Raw genomic sequence first — 17,559 nt, forward strand, 5'->3', positions numbered from 1 at the left:
ATTCAGGCGGCGTGCAAATGGCGGCTAGATCAGGTTATGGCCGCCATCGATGCGGATTGTCTCGCCGGTCGTGAACTCGCTTTCCATGAGGTAGACATAGGCGGCGGCGACGTCCGCAGCGGTCGGAATTTTTCTCGACGGCAACCGGGCAGCCATGTCGGCAAAGAAGCTGGATTTGGCTTCTCCAACAATGTCCCACATCGGTGTGTCGACCCATCCGGGAGACACGACATTGACGCGCGTCGGGGCCAGTTCGAGCGCCAGGGCGCGGGCGAAGTAGCTGAATGAGCCGGCAATCGCTGAGACGACCGAGCCTCCCGGCACTGGCGGCTTGTCCTTGTTGATGCCCGAGGTGAAGGTCATGGAGCCACCGGCCTTCAGGGTGCGCACAGCGTGCTTGGAGAGCATGACGGCCCCAATCAGCTTGTTGTCGACGAAGCCTCGCACAGCCTCCATGTCGGTACTGCCGATCGGATCGCCGGGCGGCAGTGTTCCGGCGGTCGATACCAGGTGGTCGAAGGGACCGATCTCCTCGAACAGGCGAGCGACGTCCGCTTCGTCGGTCATATCGGCAACCAAGCTGGTCACGTGCCCCGTATTGAGCGTCCGTTCGGCCGCCTGCAGTTTCGCGGGCGACCGGCTGACGATCACGACCTTCGCTCCGCAATTGAGAGCAGCTTCCGCGACGCCGAGACCGATGCCGGAGCTGCCGCCGATGACGATGACTTTCCTGTCCACGAGCGATGTCATGGGAGGTCTCCATTCGTTTGCGATTTCGGTGAGGGTCAAGCTTTGCCGTCGTAGGCGGCTTCGAGGTCGGCGATGATGATCTTGCGCATCCCGTACATCGCCTGCCGGACGCGGTTGGCCTTTTCGCGGTCCGGGTCGGCGCTGAGCCGCGGCAGGATTTCCGGGATGACCTGCCAGTAGACGCCGAACTTGTCGGTGAGCCAGCCGCAGGGTTGTTCCCTGCCGCCGCCGGCGGTGAGCGCCTCATAGTAGTAGTCTGTCTCGGCCTGGTCCCTGGTCTCGATGTAGAGTGAGAGCCGCTCGTTGAAAGGCGGCTGCGGCCCGGCATTGAGCGCTGTAAGGTGCAGACCCTCGAGCTCGAAATCGAAGGTGGCATGCGGGACCGTCTTGTTGGTTCCGGACACCCAGTCGGTGTATTCGAGCGTCTGGAGCGCTTTGCTGTTCTTGAAGACCGAGAGGTAGAAATCGCGGGCCTCCTTGGCGTCGGTGTTGAACCAGAGGAATGGGTGGATGGTGGCCATGTCCGTTCTCCGTTAATTCCTTGCGGCAGCGATTTTTGGCGAAGAGCCTGTCCGCTGTTGCTTTCATTCAGGCTTAGCGGTAGTCCGACGGCCGATAGACCGAGCCGTCCCAGTCGCGGGCAAACCCGAGGTCTTCGAGCCGGCGGGTCGAGAAGCGTGCAATCTGCCGCTCGGTCCGGCGCCGGCTGCTCGAGGCGAGGATGCGGCCGGCCATGCCGGTCAGGACGTCGACGATGGGTTCAACTCGTTTGGCGTTCATGGTGCTCTCCCAGAGTGGCGGCAGTTTTGGTTTCAGCAGTTGCCCCGCGACTTTCGTCAGCGAGAGTATAAGTCACATCAAATCGCCTTTTGCAGCGGCGGTGAATGACTGAATACGCGAGCAAACATGCCGTCTTCCGGCCTGGACGACAAACGACTTATCGGCGACAATGTGTGAGCATCGCTCACATATAGGTATCGATCCATGCCCCGGAAGCTGCCTCCCCTCACCACCTTGCCGAGCTTCGAAGCGGCGGCGCGCCTGTTGAGTTTCTCCAAGGCGGCAGAGGAACTTCATGTCACCCACGGTGCGATCAGCCGGGCGATCAAGAACCTTGAGGATCAGCTCGGTGTGCAGTTGTTCGAGCGCGGTACGCGTTCGGTGAGCCTGACCGCCGTCGGCGAGCCCTATGCGCGGGCGGTGCGCGAGGTGCTCGACCAGTTGGCCGCCGCCACTGCTGCGGCAACGGCCCGCTATTCGAGCTCGACACTGAACGTCAGCACCTCCGATGGCTTCGCGGGGAGATGGCTGGTGCCACGCCTCTACCGCTTTCACCGTGCGCATGGCGACATCGATGTACGGGTTTCGACGAGCGGGAAGCTGACCAACTTCCTCGGCGACGGCATCGATGTCGCCGTCCGTTATGGCAGCGGAAACTATCCGGGGCTCACGTCGGAGTTCCTCACCGGCGAGGAGGTGTTTCCAGTGTGCAGCCCAAAGCTTCTTGAGGGTGCGCATCCGCTGCGCACGCCTCAGGACCTCAGACACCACACGCTGATCCGTGACAGCTTTCCGATCGACTGGGCGACCTGGCTGGCGAGCGCCGGGGTCGAGGGCGTGGACCCGCAGAGCGGGATTACCTTCGACTCTGCCACCTTTGCCATGGAGTCGGCTGCACAAGGCGAGGGGGTGGTGCTGGGTCGGACCATGCTCGTTGCGGCCGACCTCGCCGCCGGGCGGCTTGTCCGCCCCTTCGGCCACGCCCTGAAATCCCCTTCCAGCTTCTATCTCGTCTACCCGCCGGAGGCGATCCGTCAGCGCAAGGTCAAGGCTTTCAGGGATTGGCTGCTTTCAGAAGTCACGCCGCAAATGGACTGACAGGAAGGCCGAGAGAACAGGATCGTCTACGGGTCAATCGCCCGGTGACTGTCGGCTCGCCCGAACTGCGGTGATGATCCAGGCGCGCGAGTCGAAAAGCACACCGTCCGCGGTCAAGTGCGCGTCGAGCAGATCGCGCAACCGCCGTAGCGCCGCGTCGACATCCACATCCGCGCGGGCGAGCGGATCCTTGACCAGTTGCAGGCCAAGCAAAGCGTCATAGGCCGCATCGACGTCCTGGCCGTAGAAGACCGGCTCACGCACTTCGGCAAAGTCGACCGAAACAAAACCGGATGCACGCAAGATCTCCGCGGTGATGGCGGGGTCGCCAAGCGAAAACGGGGTGGCGGCGCCCGCCGATATGGCGGTCCCCGGCGCAATTGCCCCCTGAATGGCAGTTGCCCACTCATTACGGTCCTGGCATTGCCATACCATCCACACAAGACGTGCCCCTGGTCGCATCGCCCGGCCGATATTAGCGAACGCCGCCGCCGGATCGGCAAAGAACATCACGCCAAATCGACTGATGCACAGATCGAAGCCGGCAGGCGGAAATACCAGCAATTGCGCATCGCCGCGCTCAAAGGCGACGTTTCGCAATCCTTCTTCGGCGCTACGGCTCCGGGCGATCTCGAGCATCTGCGCCGATACATCCACGCCGAGCACGCTCCCTTCCACCGCGACACGGGCGGCATCACGAGAGGATTGTCCCGAACCGCATCCGATATCGAGCACGCAATCGCGCGTTCCCGCCTTGACCGCAGCCCTGAATACCTCGTTGTGCCGCCGCAGTTCGGCGTCGTAAAACTCAGCGCAGTTCAACACCATCGCACGCCTGTCTGGAGGTGGGCCGGCAGCATTTCCGGCCGCTCTGCCCTGATCTTTTCGCGTCGGGCTAACCCCGAACTGTCAGCCGCGCCGCGCCGCCTCGATCGCTGCAACGTCGATCTTTTTCATCTCCATCATCGCTTCAAATGCGCGCTTTGCTTCATCGCCGCCGGCGGCCATCGCTTCGGTCAGCACGCGCGGCGTGATTTGCCAGGAGATGCCCCATTTGTCCTTGCACCAGCCGCAGGCACTTTCCTGGCCGCCATTGCCGACGATGGCGTTCCAATAGCGGTCGGTCTCCTGCTGATCGTCGGTGGCGATCTGGAAGGAGAAGGCTTCGTTGTGCTTAAACGCGGGCCCGCCATTGAGGCCGAGACAGGGGATGCCGGCGACCGTGAACTCGACCGTCAGCACGTCGCCTGCCTTGCCGGACGGGTAGTCGCTGGGAGCGCGGTGGACGGATTTCACCGAACTGTCGGGAAAAATCTCGGAATAGAAGCGGGCCGCAGCCTCGGCGTCCTTGTCGTACCAAAGGCAGATCGTGTTCTTGGCGATTGTCATTGCTGGTCCCTTTGCTTTCGAAATCAATCGGGGCTTTTGAAATCAACCCGGGTTTTTCACAGCTGGCCTCGGCGTTGCACCGGACATGGAAATGCGCTCGTGCCATCGACGTTCCGGCAGCAGCAGCTGCCCGGAATCAAGGTACCACGGCTGGTGCTTTCAGGACCAGATGCGGGCAGTGACTCGAACCGGCGATGGTCCGCCTGGTCCGACCGGCGGCCTCACTCTTTGCGTAGGGCAGCGCCGCTTTGCTCAAGGTCGCGCTGGCTTTCCGTTGGCGCGCCGTTGCCTCAGAAGGCGCATGAGCAAGTTCCGTCTGTCCTTGCGCGGGACGAGTTCGATATCGCTGACAAGTTTTGCGCCGCCCTTGTGCCGCTCCAATGTGATCTTGCGGCTGTGGAAGGCCTCCAGCTCGGCGCGGTGCGCTACGCTTATGATGGTGACCTTCGGCAATTCGCGAATAATCATCTCCATCATCTTGTCCTGGCTCTTCTCATCGAGTGCCGACGTTGCCTCGTCCAGCACGATGATATCGGGGCGGTGCAGCAGAAGACGCGCAAAGGCGAGGCGCTGCTTTTCGCCACCCGACAAGGTCTGGTCCCATGGCGCGTCCTCCTCGATCCGGTCGTTGAGGTAGTCGAGCCCCACCTTGTCGAGGGCAGCCTTGATCTTATCCAGCGTCCAGTTGTCGGCGGCGCCTGGATAGGCGACAGCGCGGCGAAGCGTCCCGGTCGGGATGTAGGGCCGTTGCGGCAACATGAACAACCGTCTGTCGGCGCGGATGTTGACGCTGCCGCTACCCCATGGCCACAGACCCGCGACGGCCCGCACCAGCGTACTCTTGCCCGAGCCGGATTCGCCGGCGACGAGCACCCGCTCGCCTGGTTCGATCACGACCTCGGTTTCCTTGACCACGGCGGTGCCGTCGTCGAGCGACACGGAGAGATTGTTCAGGCTGAGCATCGCATCGCCGCCGGTCTCGCCGCGCTTTATGCGTCCCAGCGTGTTGCTCTGTTCCGCCCGCTCGAGCCCGTCGAGCGACATCATCAGCGAGGCGATGCGCCGTGCACAGGCGTTCCAATCGGCGAGACGGGGATAGTTGTCGACCAGCCATCCGAACGCGCCCTGCACGATGGCAAAGGCCGAGGCAGCCTGCATGACCTGTCCAAGTGTCATGCTGCCTTCGAGGAACTTTGGAGCGCAAAGCAAGACCGGCACGACAGGCGCAAACAGGCTCGACCCCTGAGACACCAGTGCCGTGCGCATGTGCTGGCCTGCAAGGAGCGCCCATTGCCTGAGCACATGGGCAAATGTCTTGTCCATGCCGCTGCGCTCCTCCTCCTCGCCGCCGAGCAATGCGATGCTCTCGCCGTTTTCCCGCACGCGCGTCAGCGTGTAGCGGAACTCGGCTTCCGCCTGATTTTTTTCCTCGGAGAGGTGGACGAAATGGCGGCCAATGACCGCCATCGAAGTGGACGTGATCGCGGAATAGAGCACTGCGGTGATGACCAGGAAGCCGGGAATGGTGACGGTCGAACCTGCAATCGTCAGGGTCAGGGCGCCGCCGATCGTCCAGAGCACCACGATGAAGGTCGAGGCCGACAGAAATGCGACGATGACACCGGCGATGAAATCGACGGGCGATTCGGTGGCAATCCGCAAATCCTCGGCGATGCGGGCTTCGGGGTTGCTATGATCGCCGCCGACGAGGTTCAGCTGATAGTAGCGGCCGCTTGCCAGCCAGCGCGCGATGACCGCGGTGGTGAGCCAGGACCGCCAGCGGCGCTGTATCCTCATGCGAAAGAAGACTTGTGCCACCACAAGGCTGGCGCTTCCGATCACGAGTGGCAGGAATACGGCGCTCAGCCAATATACGGTGTGGGCATTGCGTTGCTCAATGGCGTCGAAAATTGCGCGATTCCAGACATTGATCCCATACTGGAAGCCGACATTGGCGACGATCAGGACCAACAGCCCGATCGTCAACGGCCAGGCGACCCTGTCGCCACTGCCGCTCCAGTAACCGCTCGCGCTGATCCAGAAGCGCTTAAGCAGGTATCTCTTGCGCGCCCGCTCTGCCTCTTCAGGTGTCAGCTCAGGATCGGGTTCGGTGACATCCGGCGGCGGCGCGGGCTGGCCGACGACCTCTGACGCGACTTCGACAGTCGATTGTTTCTCGCGGCGCGACTTCTCGGCATCGCGCGTTCGGGCGCCGTCAACCGATTTCAGCTTAAATTTAGCCTCGGGCATCCGGCGATAACGGCTTAAAAATCAGAAGGTTTCATAGCGTCCGCTCGAGATCCGAGATGCCAACAACGCCAAGGCTTCGCAGCTGTTCCGGTGCTCGCAGCAGCCTATGGTCGTTCTCGATGACAGGCTTTGATCGTTGCGGGGCAGAATTCGCTCAGGCTCTCAAGATTTGTCCGCATGCTGCATTCGAAGAGGCTGGACGCAAGCGGCGCGAAAAGTGCCATCGGCCCGAGTCAACAGGATCGAGGAGGAGAGATCATCTCGATTGCGATTGCGAGCATTTGCTGCCCAGCCGGACCGCGCCAGCCCCGAATTCCGGAACAAGGGTGCGATTTTGCCGTTGAGCCAGAAACCGGAAGCGACCCGCATGTCCGAATTGCCGAATGAAGAGATCGAAGGGCGGCTGAACGCCCAGCGCGAGACTCTGGCGCTGGTCGTTGCGCTGCTTGCCAGCAAGGATACGGCACCCGAGCGAATATGGGCCGAACTGGAGGCCCGTTTTCAGTTTCAGAACAGTCAGGAGGACCCTGGCGTCCTGCCAAGCCGCGCATTTGCCATCGAAGCTACGAAGATGCGGGAGTTCAAGCTGATCGCCGAAGAGGCGCAGGCGCGCAATGCGGAATGGAACGGCAGGGACAAGCCACAGGGCGCCAGCTGAAACCCCGGAGAGTGGATGCAGGACCGGCCATTTTACGATGACTGAGCAAGCGTCAGCTTTGCTGCAAAAGTGTACGTGCCAACTCTTGCCATTCCTCGTCAAGCGTTAAGGTCGACGGCGCCGCGTTGCTGCGGCGATACCAATATTCCGCATTCGACTGGTCGCCTTCCTTGCGGTGGAGATAGGCATGCACGTGCATGCCCGCCGTATTGTCGCGCTGCTGCGCGCACTCGTGCGCCTTAGTCCAATCGCCCTTTGCATCCCACCACAACGCCTGCAGGGCAGGGCTCAAGCCGGCTGGCGGCTGTGGTTTTGCAATCGAATCCCTGAAGGTTTGCAGATCCATTTTTCCACCATAGCGACGTTCAGGGCGCCGATAATACCCGCACCGGCAGCCGACCGGAAGCGTGCTTTGGGCGGGACGACCGGAATGGGGGGACGTCCGATAACCGAACGGCCAGACGGTTGATTCGATGACGTGCATGAAATAGTGCGCACCACAACACCATGACGCCTGAGACAGCGAGGATGAGCCGATGACAGCCCCCGACAAGCCGCGCCAATTCTACCACGGCACCCGGGCCGACCTTAAACCGGGAGACCTGATCGAAGCCGGTTACAGCTCCAATTACGGGGCGCGAAAGCAGGCAGCCTGGGTCTATCTAACCGGCACTCTGGATGCCGCTATCTGGGGTGCAGAACTGGCCGCCGGTGACGGACGCGAAAGGATCTACATCGTGGAACCAACCGGCCCGGTCATGGACGACCCCAATCTTACGGACAAGAAATTTCTCGGCAATCCGACGCAGTCCTATCGCTGCCGCGAGCCGCTCAGGATCACGGGCGAGGTCACCGAATGGCAGGGCCACTCCCCCGAGCGGCTGAAAGAGATGAAGGACCATCTCGAACGGCTGAAGGCACAAGGCATCGAGGCGATCGATTGAATTGCCAAGTTTGGCCCTAGCCTACGGTCGGCAGCAGTCCCCGCGAAATACGGCTCCACGTCCGCAATGGGTCCGCGAGTTGTCGTTGCTTGCAGGGCTGGAGAGCGGATGCTCCTTTTCATCTCGTCGCGAACGTGATGATCTCTGGGCTCGAAGGGCCAAGTGGGCTGCCGTCAAAGCCGCCGAATTGCTGTTCGATCCGTAGCCCCGCGTTCCCCAGCAGGCTCGATAAGGCGTCCGTCTCGAGGAATCGCAAGGTGCTGCGACTAACTTGCGGAAGGCTCGGATGCTTTCCGCCGAACCTGTGGGTGAATGTCACCGTCTGTCCATCGAACGGCATGATCACCTCTGTTGTGATCTGCACCAGCGACCCGTCAGGCAGCTCAACGACGACCGCATTTTCGGGTGTCCAGTGCTCCCACGCCCGCACCGAAGGGTTCCGCGTTTCGAACGCGAAGCATCCGCCTGGCACAAGGGCGTGTCGGACAGCCGCCATGAAATCCCTCAGGTCTTCGTCGCTGACAAGGGCCTGGAATGCGTGCCCCGTCATCACAATGAGATCAAACTCAGCTGTCCAGCCGGCCGATTGGAGATCGCCGAGAACCCATTCGATATCCGCGCGTGTTCGTGCGCGATTCAACACGCCGGGTGCCGGGTCGATGCCGCAGAGCCGCCCTGAATGTCCGGCCAGGCGTGCCTCGTGAAGGAGGGTGCCCGTTCCACATCCGACATCAAGCACCGCGTCTGCTGTTAGAATGCGGGGCAGGTAGAAATCATAGTCGTCGCGCGCAGATCTCGGGTGCCAGGCATCGTAGACGGCAGCGAGATATGGGTCGGCGAAAAGGTGGTCGACCATAGGCGGTATTCCCAATCAACTTTGACTGTGCGAGCGGTGTCGCCGCGAGCATATAGCCCATAAGTCGCGTCGATCGTTTACCGCACGACCTCGCGGTGGCGGCCGGGCAGGCGGGTGGCGATGAGCTTGTCGATGCGGCGGCCGTCGAGGTCGACGACCTCGAAGCGCCAGCCTTGCGCGTCGACACATTCGCCGGTCGCCGGCAGATGGTGCAAATGCGACAGCACATAGCCGGCGACGGTTTCGTAGTCGCGGTTCTCGGGCAGGTCGATGCCGAGGACCTCCGCCATCTCGTCGGCCTGCATGTAGCCGGCAAGCAGCCATGAGCCGTCCTCGCGCTTGACGGCGTTTTCCTCTTCGCCGGCATCGAGATCCGAACGGAAGACGCCGGTAATCGCTTCCAGTATGTCGGCCGGGGTGACGATGCCTTCGAAATGGCCGTATTCGTCATGTACCAGCGCCATCGGCACGTCGGATTCCTTCAGCGTCGCAAGCACGTCCAGCGCATCGGCCTGGTCATGCACGATTGGGGCCGTGCGCACGTGCCGGCGCGGGTCGAGAGCGCGGCCGCCGAGCATCGCCGCCAGCACGTCGCGGGTCTGGACGACGCCGATCATGGCGTCGACGCCGCCGTCGCCGGCCGGCAGGCGCGAATGCTGGGTGTCCATCAGCAGCTTCCTGATGGCCGCCTCGTCGGATTGCAGATTGATCCAGTCGACCTCGGTGCGCGGCGTCATCACCGCGCGCACGGCACGGTCGCCGAGCCGCATGACGCCGGCGATCATCCGCCGTTCGTCGGATTCGATGGTGCCGTGGTGCTCGGCTTCGGCGACCAGCATCTTGATCTCCTCGTCGGTGACCTTGTCCTCGCTCTGGCCGCGCTGGCCAAGCAGCCACAGGAGGGCGCGGCCGGAAAAATCGAGCAGGAAGACCAGCGGCGCCGAGACGCTGGCGAGGATGGTCATTGCCGGGGCGACCCTGACGGCTACCCGTTCGGGGTCGCGCAATGCGATCTGCTTGGGCACCAGTTCGCCGATGATCAGCGAGCCATAGGTGATGAGGGCGACGACGATGCCGACGCCGAGCGGATCGGCGAGGCTTTCGCGGATGCCGGCCGACGCCAGGGAGGTGGCCAGCCGCTCGCCGAGCGTGGCGCCGGAAAAGGCACCGGACAAGACGCCGACCAAAGTGATGCCGATCTGCACCGAGGACAGGAATTTTCCCGGATTGGCGCCGAGCGCCAGGGCCCGGCCGGCGCCCTTGACGTTGCGGTCGATCATCGTCTTGAGGCGCGCCGGCCGCGACGAGACGATGGCGAGTTCGGACATCGACAGAAGGCCGTTCACGCAGATGAGGACGACCACGATGGCAATTTCAGCATAAAGCATGCCGGGTCCATAGCATTGCCGCGCGGTTTTCGAAAATAGGACGGTCGCGCTTTTTAAATTTAGCGAGCCGGGCAATCAGGCGGCATCCATGCCGCATCCCAGGGCGGCGCGGAAAAATGCTCGATCAGGGCGTCGACGACGACGCGCACCTTTGGCGCGAGATTGCGTGTTACCGGCCAGATGGCATGCACCACGGTGTTTTCGACAAGACAGTCCGACAGAACCATTTCGAGCTCGCCGCGCCTGATGCTGTCGGCCGTCAGCCATGTCGGCAGATAGACGATGCCGCAGCCGGCCAGTACCGCATCGAGCATCGGTTCGCCGTGGCCGAGCACCAGCCGCGCCTTGGGCGCGAATTTTTCGAGACGGCCGTCGACATGCCTGACGGTCCAGGGGTGGACCGTGCCGTCGCGGCCGTAGCCGATGAGGCTGTGCCTGGCCAGGTCCTCGATCGATAGCGGCCTGCCATGGGCGTCGAGATAGGCGGGGGCGGCGCAGATGGCCGAACGTTGGGCATAGATGCGGCGCGCGGCGATCGACAAGCTGTCGTCGAGGTCGCCCATACGCACCGCCAGGTCGATGCCTTCCTCGATCAGGTCGACGCGCCGGTCGTTGAACGAGATTTCCATCGTCAGGTCCGGGAATTTTTTGGAAATGTCGAACAGAACCGGGGCGACGCACCGCCGGCCGAAGGCCAAAGGCAGGTCGACGCGCAGCCGCCCGGAAGGCACCTGCTTGCGCGAAGCCAGCAGTGACTGCGCGGCTTCGATCTCGGCCAGTGCCCTGACGCAGGCTTCGTAATAGCTCAGGCCCTCGCTGGTCGGGCTGAGGCTGCGGGTGGTGCGGTTGAGCAGGCGGACGCCCAATCGCTGTTCCAGCTGCGCGATCGACTTGCCGACCGCCGATTTCGTGACATGCAGCCGCGCGCCGGCGCCGGTGAAGCTGCCGGCCTCCACCGCGTGAACGAATGCGACGATGCCTTGCAAATTGGCCGATTCCAATGAAGCGCTCCTATTGTAGAGTTTTGCTCCTTAATCTGTCGCAGAATATGCCACATGGAAGCACTTTTCTCCATAGTGAAACGGCATAAATGTCTCGCCCACCATCAACCACGGAGCGCGAACCAATGAGCACCCAAAACAGATCCTGGCAGATGACCGGTTTCGGCCTGTCCAGTTTGAAGCCGGCCGAGGGAAAGCTGCCCCGACCCGGGCCGCATGATCTTCTGGTACGCGTCACAGCGGTATCGCTGAATTACAAGGACAGGATGATCGTCGATGGCGTGCTGATACCGGACCTCAGCTTGCCGTTCGTGCCGACATCGGACGCGGTTGGCGAAGTTGTCGCCACCGGCAGCGAAGTCAGCCGCTTCGGAATCGGGCAGCGGGTGCTCGGCCAGGTGATCGCCGACTGGCCGGACGGCAACGCCCCGCCGGTGCTGCACAAGCATACGCTTGGTTCGTCACTGCCCGGCATGCTGTCCGAGCATGTGCTCTTTCACGAGGATGCCGCCGTGGCGGCGCCGCCGTCGCTCAGCGATGTCGAGGCATCGACGCTGCCGATCGCGGCGCTGACGGCGTGGTTCGCGCTGGTCGAGGCGGCCAAGCCTATCCCGGGTGAGACCGTTCTCATCCAGGGCACCGGCGGCGTGTCGCTGTTTGCGCTGCAGTTCGCCGCCGCTTTCGGCCTGCGCGCCATCGTCACCTCGAGCCGCGACGAGAAACTCGAGCGGGCAAAAGCGCTCGGCGCCTGGAAGGGGATCAATTATCACAGCCATCCGGCATGGGACGAGGTCGCCCGCGAGCTGACAGACGGCGCCGGCGTCAGGCACGTGCTGGAAATGGTCGGCGGCGACAACGCGCGGCGCTCGCTCAATGCGCTGGGCGCCGACGGCAGGCTGTCGCTCATCGGCCTTCTCGGCAGCATGGAGCTCAGTTTCCCGATCATTCCGTTCCTGCGCAACCGGATCGTCGTGCAGGGCATATCGATCGGCCACCGCCGCGCCTTCGAACGAATGAACCAGGCGATCGAGACGCTCGCGATCAGGCCGGTGATCGACAGGGTGTTTGGCTTCGACGAGGTGCCGCAGGCATTCGAGCGTCTGGAGACCGGACCGTTCGGCAAGATCGTGATCACCGTCCCCTGAGCCCATCGGGCGAAATGGCTGTCAGACGGGCCGATCGCGCGCCTACGGCAGTTGCAGCAGTACGCCGATGATGGCCTTGCCGTCGGTGAAATAGGGATCGCCTTCGCCGTTGCGCCCGGTCCTTGTGGCGCCGACGCCTGGTATCTCGCTGGTCGAGATCAGCATGCCGGCGGCGGAGAGGTCGTGCATCAGCCCATCGCGCTCGGCGTCGATGTCGGGGCCGATGTGATGAGTGATCGCGCCGGTGTCATGGCTGAGGCCGACGCCGCGGTCAAAGCTTGCCGAGCCAAGCCAAAGCGGCCGGCCGTCGTCTCCGGTCGCAGCGGTCTGCCAGAAGCGGACGTGGTGGCGCCGGTCGGCGCTGTCGCCGACCGGCTTTTCGAAGGCTAGGTCCTGGGCGCGGCCTTCGAACAGCAGCCGGCTGACCGGCGCGTCGGGATAGGGGCGCTCAAACAGCACGCTTTCGCCGATCTCGATCGCCGTCTTCAGCGAGACCGCGTCTGCCGTATCCCAGCCGGCGACGGCAAAAGCATGGACAAGCTCCTTCTTGGTGCCGACAAGGCCGACATTGATCGGATCGCCCGGAATGCCTTGCGGCGTGTGCGTCACCATCTCGAATTGCTGATTGCGAAAATTGCGGTCCCGTAACGTCCAGAACTCAGGCGCGGCGAAATAGGCGAGCGAAAGATAAGCGGCACAGCATGCCACCAGCCAGGTCGTTGCACGTCGTCGAAGGCTTCGTTGGCTCATGCATTGGCTCGAACTGGCAGGCCCGTCGGGCCGTCGAAATCCTTGGCAAGCGGCGCGCAACCGGTCTATCCTCATATTTTAGCATGAAATGGCGTAGAACCGGCTAGCACGAATGAGGGCGTGATGGAGGGTAAACCGGCGCGCGGCACTGCCATGGCGTTGACCGCCGACTTTATCGCGCTGGTCGAACGGGTCGAGCCGGATCCCGGCCCCGAGCCGGGGACGACCGAGCATAGCGACGCGGAGTTCGATGATCTTGTCGAGCAGCTGCTTCTGGAATACCGGCGCCAAAGCGCTCTGGGTCTTTGCCTACGGCTCGCTGATCTGGACGCAGACGCTGGCGCGGGCAGCCGGACATTGGGGTTCGTCCGCGCAGTATCTGTTCCGCGCCGTCAGCATGCTTGAGGAAAGCGGAATCCGCGACGAAACTTGTGGCACGGCCAGGATCTGGTGGCGCAGCACGTCATGGCTTTCACCGGCGACACACAGCGCGGCTGATCCAGGCGCTGTTGCACGAAATGACTTGTCGCATTTCATCTGAAAACCCGAATGGTCAGCGGCAGGCGCGATAGCCGTTCTTGCGGTTCTTGATGTCGAAATGGAAATGGTTGCGGTGGTCGTAATTATAGCCGGGGCCGAGCACGGTGGTGAAATACTGGCAGCCATCGGCCCGCACATTGTTGAGGAAGCCGCGCGTGCGGAAGGCGAACAGGCCGGGCTTGCGGACGTCGATGTCGTCGCCATTGTTAAGCTCGATGCTCATCACGTCGAGCGCATTGCCCTTGCCGTGTTCCGACAAAACACCTTCGCCGGCGATCCTGCGGCAGGAATAGCTCGAGCCCTGGTGGATGGTCTTGACGCCTGAAAAATAGCGCCAGCGGGCCGACGGGACGAGTTCATTCCTGGTCCAGCCGGCAAAGCTGGCGGCCATGTCGCAAGTCAGCGTCGCGGCCGGCTTCATCGCGACGCTGCCGATGGCCGAGACCCTGACCGGATAATCGATGCCGCATTGGCCTTCATGGATCGGCGCGACGTCGGTGTAGACGACGCCGAGGCGTTTCAGCTCCTTGCGGCAATCGATCTCTGCGGCCGGCATCTGTTCGGCCGGCGACATCGGATTGTCCATGCGCGGATAGGCGGCCGTCATATAGGGGTTGGATGGGACGAGGCGCTGCATGCCGGAATATTCTGGGCCGGAATCTTGCTGGCCGGAATAGGGCGGAACGGCAGCGGTCTGGCTGCCGACGTCGACGGCCGGCTGCAGCGACAGCACGCTGCCGGTGTTGCAGGCGGAGACCGCCGCAATGGCAAGCACGACGGCAAGCCTGCCGGCCATGCGCGCGCGTCCTGTGTGCCGCGCAGCGACAAGCGCAGCGCGAATTAGCCCGGCCATCGGAAGGGTTCCTGTCCCAGATGGGACAGACTCTAAACCTGAAGAGTAAAGGAAAAATCAGCGGCGCCGTTCACGTCTGCGGCCAAATTGCGGCGCCCATCATCGCGGCCGGCGTCATTGGCAAAACGTGCCGCCATTGCGGCGCGGTTCGAGATCGAAATGGAGATGCTGCGAATGATCGGCATCGCTGCCGGGGCCAAGCACGGTCTTGAACGGCCCGCAGGCTGCCTTGCGCACTGCGTCCAGGAATTTCGCGTCCTTTTCCGGCGGCGCCGGGCCGACATCGATCTCCTTCCCGTCCGAAAGCTTGAAGCTGGCGATATCGAGCGCATTGCCGAAGGCGTGCTCCGACAATTTGCCGCCACCATTGCGCGACCGGCAGACAAAGGCGGAGGCCTGGCCAATCGATTTGAGGTCCTCGCCAAACTCCGCCTTTGCAGCAGGCTGGATGACCGAAGCAGCAAAGCGTGCGGCGGCCTCGGCCATCTGGCAATTCAGCTCGGGCTCCGGACCGATGGCGATGGATTTGCCGAGCGTCTTCAGCACGATCGGGTAGGGGATCGAGCAACCGACCGCCGCATCGCGCTCGGGCTTGCGCTCCACGAAATCGACGCCCATCGATTTCAGCCGCCTGCGGCAGGCCCATTCCTCGGCCGGCATTTCTTTCTCGGCAATGGCGACCGATCGAGGATCGGGAAGGATTTCTTGCTCCGTCTTTTTGTCTGCCTCGGCCGGGTTTCGTGGCGCGACCGATGAGTTTGCCGGCGGCTCGGCCTGCGCCGGCTTTTCAGGCGGCTGTGGTGCGATCGCCGGCGGTCTCGGCTGCTCGGTCCTGGACTGGCCATTTTGGGGCTGATCGTTTTGAGGCTGACCGTTTTTGGGCCGCTCAGCCTCCGGAGCGGGGCGTGGTTCGGGGACCGGGATCTCGGTTGGTGCTGGCGGAGTGACTTGCTGGTTGAGTTGCGGAACCGGTGCGGTTGGCGGCAGCTCGGGGGCCTTGGCTGAAACGGGTCCCGCCAGCGGCGTAGCCGCAACGGCCAGCAGCAATCTGCCCAATCTGAAAAAGCCAAACGCCGCCATTGTATCGCAACGGCCAGAATGCAGCGAAGTTGCCTTGGGCGAGGGGGGCTGGCGATCACAATCGGTAACCGCGCTGTTACGCGCCGATCGCTTCCAGCCCCTCCTCGAGCCAGTCCGCCAGCAGCGGCATGCCGAGTAGATATTTTGCCGTGCGCTTGTTGGCGCGCTCGCGGGCGGCGGTCAGCGCGTCCGTCCATTCCGTCGCGTCATAGTCCCCGCGGCCAACCCAGGCCAACGCAATCAGTTCGGCCGCTTCGTCGACATTGAGATCGTCGATCAGCTCGCGCAGTTCTTCCTCGGTGAGATCTTCGGAGCTTTCCTCGGCAAGGCCGTCATGATGGTGGTTGTCGTGCGCGTTGCCGTCGAGCTCTACCTCGTGCTCGGCGCCGTCGGCATAGTCTTCGTTGACGGCGGCGCTGAGCGCCTTCGCCTTCAGGATGAACAGGCGCACGGTGTCGGGACCGATCGAAAGCTCCCAGTCTCGTTCAACGCGTTGCTGCACCGGCCGTCTCCCTGCTTCGTGCTCGGTCGGCCCGATGATAGCGGATTTGCAGCGCTCGTCACGTTCTCTTGCGCGTGGGCGTTAGTCGCGAACCATGATTATGATGCCCTCTCTTCCCGGAATAAGATGGCCTTGCTGGGAGAGATCGCGGTTTTGAGATAGGATGACATTTTCCGGGACGAAACGGCTTTGGCCCGGCGTTAGTGTTGCATTGTCAGGTTCAAAGGAGAGTGTAATGCGCAGACGATTGCTGATTTACGCCATGGCCATTGCCGCCCTGCCGCTGATTGCGGCTCCGGCGTTTTCGGCTGGTGAAGGCGGGGGAGGTGGTGGCGGCGGCGGCCAGAGCCAGTGCAAGAAGGGGGAGGCCTGGGACAAGAAGCAGAAGAAATGTGTCTCGCCCAAGCAAGGTATGCTGGATGACGACAGCATCTATGATGCCGGTCGCGCGCTGGCGATGGATGGACGCTATGACGAGGCGATCGCCGTGCTCAGCCTCGCCGCCAACAAGCAGGACCCACGCATCCTCAACTATCTCGGCTATTCGCACCGCCATTCCGGCCGCGTCACCGTCGGCCTCGGCTATTACGAGGAAGCGCTGCGCATCGACCCGAACTACACGCTGGTACGCGAATATCTCGGCGAGGCGCACCTGCAGATCGGCGATCTTGCCGGCGCCCAGGAGCAGCTCCGCGAAATCGAGAAGCGCACGGGCAAGGGATCTCGCGAATACGGCATGCTGTCGGAGCAGATCGATCATTTCATGAGGAGCTGATCCGACCTCCGGACGCTGCTCATACCGGCTGCGGCGATCGCAGCCGGTTTTTTGCTGTGCTCACATGCTGCTCCGAACTGGAATTTGGCATCACGGTACACGTGATGCGCTCCTTGACGTTAGGTCAGCCGCGCAATCGGTGGATGATTTTTCAAAATCCGACTTTTTGGACGTGAAAAACCCGCGAAGATTGCTATATCTTGCAAAGATTGTGGTGAGACGGTTCCGTTAGCGAGGCTGCCGGACCGTTTTCTTTTTGTACCATCGACAAGGTCGCTCCCGATTGCGGGGGCGGCGGCAGGAAAGGTCAGGCATTATGAACAAGGTCCCGATGACAGGCGAGGGGTTCGCGTCATTGAAGGAAGAACTGCGCTGGCGCCAGCAACAGGAGCGGCCGCGTATCATCGAGGCGATTTCCGAAGCGCGCTCGCATGGCGACCTCTCCGAAAATGCCGAATATCACGCGGCAAAAGAGGCACAGAGCCTCAATGAGGGCCGGGTCAACGAACTCGAGGACCTGATCGCGCGGGCCGAGGTGATCGACGTCACCAAGCTCAGCGGCGACAAGGTCAAGTTCGGTGCCACCGTGGTGCTGGTCGACGAGGATACCGAGGAGAAAAAGACCTACCAGATCGTCGGCGACCAGGAGGCCGACGTGAAGTCCGGCCGCATCTCGATCTCCTCGCCGATCGCGCGCGCCCTGATCGGCAAGGAAGTGGGCGATGCTATCGAGGTCAACGCACCGGGCGGCGCCAGGGGTTATGAGATCGTCCAGGTGCAATTCATTTAGAACCTTTTGA

General features: G+C 62.7%; 21 protein-coding genes. 7 read left to right on the top strand and 14 right to left on the bottom strand.

Features of this window, described 5'->3' with window-relative positions; all coding sequences use genetic code 11:
- Positions 1 to 24: 24 nt before the first annotated feature.
- From NKJ13_RS02520 to NKJ13_RS02530, 3 genes are all read right to left on the bottom strand, one after another.
- A complete protein-coding gene (locus NKJ13_RS02520) occupies positions 25 to 789 on the bottom strand; it encodes an SDR family oxidoreductase (RefSeq protein ID WP_352506710.1) in 765 nt (254 codons plus the stop codon).
- A complete protein-coding gene (locus NKJ13_RS02525) occupies positions 786 to 1,271 on the bottom strand; it encodes a VOC family protein (RefSeq protein WP_254819234.1) in 486 nt (161 codons plus the stop codon). The genes NKJ13_RS02520 and NKJ13_RS02525 overlap by 4 nt, the downstream gene beginning before the upstream one ends.
- A gap of 73 nt (positions 1,272 to 1,344) precedes the next feature.
- Positions 1,345 to 1,530: a DUF1127 domain-containing protein gene (locus NKJ13_RS02530; protein ID WP_352506711.1), complete on the bottom strand. Its 186-nt coding sequence runs from the start codon at positions 1,528 to 1,530 to the stop codon at positions 1,345 to 1,347.
- Between the two features lie 204 nt (positions 1,531 to 1,734).
- On the opposite strand from NKJ13_RS02530, the gene NKJ13_RS02535 reads away from it, so the two are divergent.
- Complete coding sequence (locus tag NKJ13_RS02535) at positions 1,735 to 2,628, top strand: transcriptional regulator GcvA (RefSeq protein ID WP_352506712.1); 894 nt, start codon at positions 1,735 to 1,737, stop codon at positions 2,626 to 2,628.
- A 33-nt stretch (positions 2,629 to 2,661) separates the two neighbouring features.
- Here NKJ13_RS02535 and NKJ13_RS02540 read toward each other — a convergent pair whose 3' ends face one another.
- The 3 genes from NKJ13_RS02540 to NKJ13_RS02550 all read right to left on the bottom strand — a co-directional run bounded on the left by NKJ13_RS02540 (position 2,662) and on the right by NKJ13_RS02550 (position 6,267).
- Positions 2,662 to 3,456, bottom strand: coding sequence for a class I SAM-dependent methyltransferase (locus NKJ13_RS02540; RefSeq protein ID WP_352506713.1), 795 nt, complete (start codon positions 3,454 to 3,456; stop codon positions 2,662 to 2,664).
- 81 nt (positions 3,457 to 3,537) lie between these two features.
- Positions 3,538 to 4,011: a VOC family protein gene (locus NKJ13_RS02545; RefSeq protein ID WP_352450557.1), complete on the bottom strand. Its 474-nt coding sequence runs from the start codon at positions 4,009 to 4,011 to the stop codon at positions 3,538 to 3,540.
- A 258-nt stretch (positions 4,012 to 4,269) separates the two neighbouring features.
- A complete protein-coding gene (locus tag NKJ13_RS02550) occupies positions 4,270 to 6,267 on the bottom strand; it encodes an ABC transporter ATP-binding protein/permease (RefSeq protein ID WP_352751904.1) in 1,998 nt (665 codons plus the stop codon).
- Positions 6,268 to 6,634: 367 nt separating this feature from the next.
- On the opposite strand from NKJ13_RS02550, the gene NKJ13_RS02555 reads away from it, so the two are divergent.
- Positions 6,635 to 6,925 (top strand): hypothetical protein, encoded by a 291-nt coding sequence (locus NKJ13_RS02555; protein ID WP_352506715.1) that lies wholly within the window; start codon positions 6,635 to 6,637, stop codon positions 6,923 to 6,925.
- Between the two features lie 52 nt (positions 6,926 to 6,977).
- Here the strand turns inward: NKJ13_RS02555 and NKJ13_RS02560 are convergent, their stop codons facing one another.
- Complete coding sequence (locus NKJ13_RS02560) at positions 6,978 to 7,271, bottom strand: hypothetical protein (protein ID WP_352704151.1); 294 nt, start codon at positions 7,269 to 7,271, stop codon at positions 6,978 to 6,980.
- A 190-nt stretch (positions 7,272 to 7,461) separates the two neighbouring features.
- On the opposite strand from NKJ13_RS02560, the gene arr reads away from it, so the two are divergent.
- On the top strand, positions 7,462 to 7,869 hold the full coding sequence (gene arr / locus NKJ13_RS02565; protein ID WP_352506717.1) for an NAD(+)--rifampin ADP-ribosyltransferase: 408 nt from the start codon (positions 7,462 to 7,464) through the stop codon (positions 7,867 to 7,869).
- A 118-nt stretch (positions 7,870 to 7,987) separates the two neighbouring features.
- Here arr and NKJ13_RS02570 read toward each other — a convergent pair whose 3' ends face one another.
- From NKJ13_RS02570 to NKJ13_RS02580, 3 genes are all read right to left on the bottom strand, one after another.
- On the bottom strand, positions 7,988 to 8,725 hold the full coding sequence (locus NKJ13_RS02570; protein WP_352684361.1) for a class I SAM-dependent DNA methyltransferase: 738 nt from the start codon (positions 8,723 to 8,725) through the stop codon (positions 7,988 to 7,990).
- 77 nt (positions 8,726 to 8,802) lie between these two features.
- Positions 8,803 to 10,113, bottom strand: coding sequence for a hemolysin family protein (locus NKJ13_RS02575; protein ID WP_352777033.1), 1,311 nt, complete (start codon positions 10,111 to 10,113; stop codon positions 8,803 to 8,805).
- Positions 10,114 to 10,172: 59 nt separating this feature from the next.
- Positions 10,173 to 11,114 carry a LysR family transcriptional regulator gene (locus NKJ13_RS02580; protein WP_352737754.1) on the bottom strand — a complete coding sequence of 314 codons (942 nt, stop codon included), beginning with the start codon at positions 11,112 to 11,114 and terminating at the stop codon, positions 10,173 to 10,175.
- 125 nt (positions 11,115 to 11,239) lie between these two features.
- Between NKJ13_RS02580 and NKJ13_RS02585 the strand changes: the two genes are divergently transcribed.
- Positions 11,240 to 12,259, top strand: a complete 1,020-nt coding sequence (locus NKJ13_RS02585; protein WP_352737755.1) for a zinc-dependent alcohol dehydrogenase family protein — start codon at positions 11,240 to 11,242, stop codon at positions 12,257 to 12,259.
- A 42-nt stretch (positions 12,260 to 12,301) separates the two neighbouring features.
- On the opposite strand, the gene NKJ13_RS02590 is transcribed toward NKJ13_RS02585, so the two are convergent.
- A complete protein-coding gene (locus tag NKJ13_RS02590; protein ID WP_352777035.1) occupies positions 12,302 to 13,009 on the bottom strand; it encodes an LssY C-terminal domain-containing protein in 708 nt (235 codons plus the stop codon).
- Positions 13,010 to 13,132: 123 nt separating this feature from the next.
- Between NKJ13_RS02590 and NKJ13_RS02595 the strand changes: the two genes are divergently transcribed.
- Entirely contained in the window at positions 13,133 to 13,414 is a 282-nt protein-coding gene (locus NKJ13_RS02595) for a hypothetical protein (protein WP_352777037.1), read from the top strand.
- Between the two features lie 148 nt (positions 13,415 to 13,562).
- On the opposite strand, the gene NKJ13_RS02600 is transcribed toward NKJ13_RS02595, so the two are convergent.
- The 3 genes from NKJ13_RS02600 to NKJ13_RS02610 all read right to left on the bottom strand — a co-directional run bounded on the left by NKJ13_RS02600 (position 13,563) and on the right by NKJ13_RS02610 (position 15,984).
- Complete coding sequence (locus NKJ13_RS02600; RefSeq protein ID WP_352740158.1) at positions 13,563 to 14,402, bottom strand: extensin-like domain-containing protein; 840 nt, start codon at positions 14,400 to 14,402, stop codon at positions 13,563 to 13,565.
- A gap of 114 nt (positions 14,403 to 14,516) precedes the next feature.
- On the bottom strand, positions 14,517 to 15,482 hold the full coding sequence (locus NKJ13_RS31570) for an extensin-like domain-containing protein (RefSeq protein WP_502901864.1): 966 nt from the start codon (positions 15,480 to 15,482) through the stop codon (positions 14,517 to 14,519).
- Between the two features lie 76 nt (positions 15,483 to 15,558).
- The gene (locus tag NKJ13_RS02610) at positions 15,559 to 15,984 is read right to left on the bottom strand and encodes a DUF3775 domain-containing protein (RefSeq protein ID WP_254819248.1); all 426 of its coding nucleotides are present in this window, start codon (positions 15,982 to 15,984) and stop codon (positions 15,559 to 15,561) included.
- A gap of 235 nt (positions 15,985 to 16,219) precedes the next feature.
- Between NKJ13_RS02610 and NKJ13_RS02615 the strand changes: the two genes are divergently transcribed.
- Together NKJ13_RS02615 and greA are read left to right on the top strand one after the other, a co-directional pair.
- The gene (locus tag NKJ13_RS02615) at positions 16,220 to 16,759 is read left to right on the top strand and encodes a tetratricopeptide repeat protein (protein ID WP_352740162.1); all 540 of its coding nucleotides are present in this window, start codon (positions 16,220 to 16,222) and stop codon (positions 16,757 to 16,759) included.
- Positions 16,760 to 17,075: 316 nt separating this feature from the next.
- Entirely contained in the window at positions 17,076 to 17,549 is a 474-nt protein-coding gene (greA, locus tag NKJ13_RS02620; RefSeq protein ID WP_023719113.1) for a transcription elongation factor GreA, read from the top strand.
- Positions 17,550 to 17,559: the final 10 nt, after the last annotated feature.

Source organism: Mesorhizobium sp. M0174 (genome assembly GCF_040322275.1).
Classification (GTDB): domain Bacteria; phylum Pseudomonadota; class Alphaproteobacteria; order Rhizobiales; family Rhizobiaceae; genus Mesorhizobium.

Coding starts and splice junctions, on each gene's coding strand:
- NKJ13_RS02575 (WP_352777033.1), bottom strand. CDS start 10,113: ATGCTTTATGCTGAAATTGCCATCGTGGTCGTCCTCATCTGCGTGAAC.
- NKJ13_RS02615 (WP_352740162.1), top strand. CDS start 16,220: ATGCGCAGACGATTGCTGATTTACGCCATGGCCATTGCCGCCCTGCCG.
- NKJ13_RS02595 (WP_352777037.1), top strand. CDS start 13,133: ATGGAGGGTAAACCGGCGCGCGGCACTGCCATGGCGTTGACCGCCGAC.
- NKJ13_RS02540 (WP_352506713.1), bottom strand. CDS start 3,456: ATGGTGTTGAACTGCGCTGAGTTTTACGACGCCGAACTGCGGCGGCAC.
- arr (WP_352506717.1), top strand. CDS start 7,462: ATGACAGCCCCCGACAAGCCGCGCCAATTCTACCACGGCACCCGGGCC.
- NKJ13_RS02550 (WP_352751904.1), bottom strand. CDS start 6,267: ATGCCCGAGGCTAAATTTAAGCTGAAATCGGTTGACGGCGCCCGAACG.
- NKJ13_RS31570 (WP_502901864.1), bottom strand. CDS start 15,482: ATGGCGGCGTTTGGCTTTTTCAGATTGGGCAGATTGCTGCTGGCCGTT.
- NKJ13_RS02585 (WP_352737755.1), top strand. CDS start 11,240: ATGAGCACCCAAAACAGATCCTGGCAGATGACCGGTTTCGGCCTGTCC.
- NKJ13_RS02590 (WP_352777035.1), bottom strand. CDS start 13,009: ATGAGCCAACGAAGCCTTCGACGACGTGCAACGACCTGGCTGGTGGCA.
- NKJ13_RS02570 (WP_352684361.1), bottom strand. CDS start 8,725: ATGGTCGACCACCTTTTCGCCGACCCATATCTCGCTGCCGTCTACGAT.
- NKJ13_RS02560 (WP_352704151.1), bottom strand. CDS start 7,271: ATGGATCTGCAAACCTTCAGGGATTCGATTGCAAAACCACAGCCGCCA.
- greA (WP_023719113.1), top strand. CDS start 17,076: ATGAACAAGGTCCCGATGACAGGCGAGGGGTTCGCGTCATTGAAGGAA.
- NKJ13_RS02555 (WP_352506715.1), top strand. CDS start 6,635: ATGTCCGAATTGCCGAATGAAGAGATCGAAGGGCGGCTGAACGCCCAG.
- NKJ13_RS02525 (WP_254819234.1), bottom strand. CDS start 1,271: ATGGCCACCATCCACCCATTCCTCTGGTTCAACACCGACGCCAAGGAG.
- NKJ13_RS02600 (WP_352740158.1), bottom strand. CDS start 14,402: ATGGCCGGGCTAATTCGCGCTGCGCTTGTCGCTGCGCGGCACACAGGA.
- NKJ13_RS02530 (WP_352506711.1), bottom strand. CDS start 1,530: ATGAACGCCAAACGAGTTGAACCCATCGTCGACGTCCTGACCGGCATG.
- NKJ13_RS02535 (WP_352506712.1), top strand. CDS start 1,735: ATGCCCCGGAAGCTGCCTCCCCTCACCACCTTGCCGAGCTTCGAAGCG.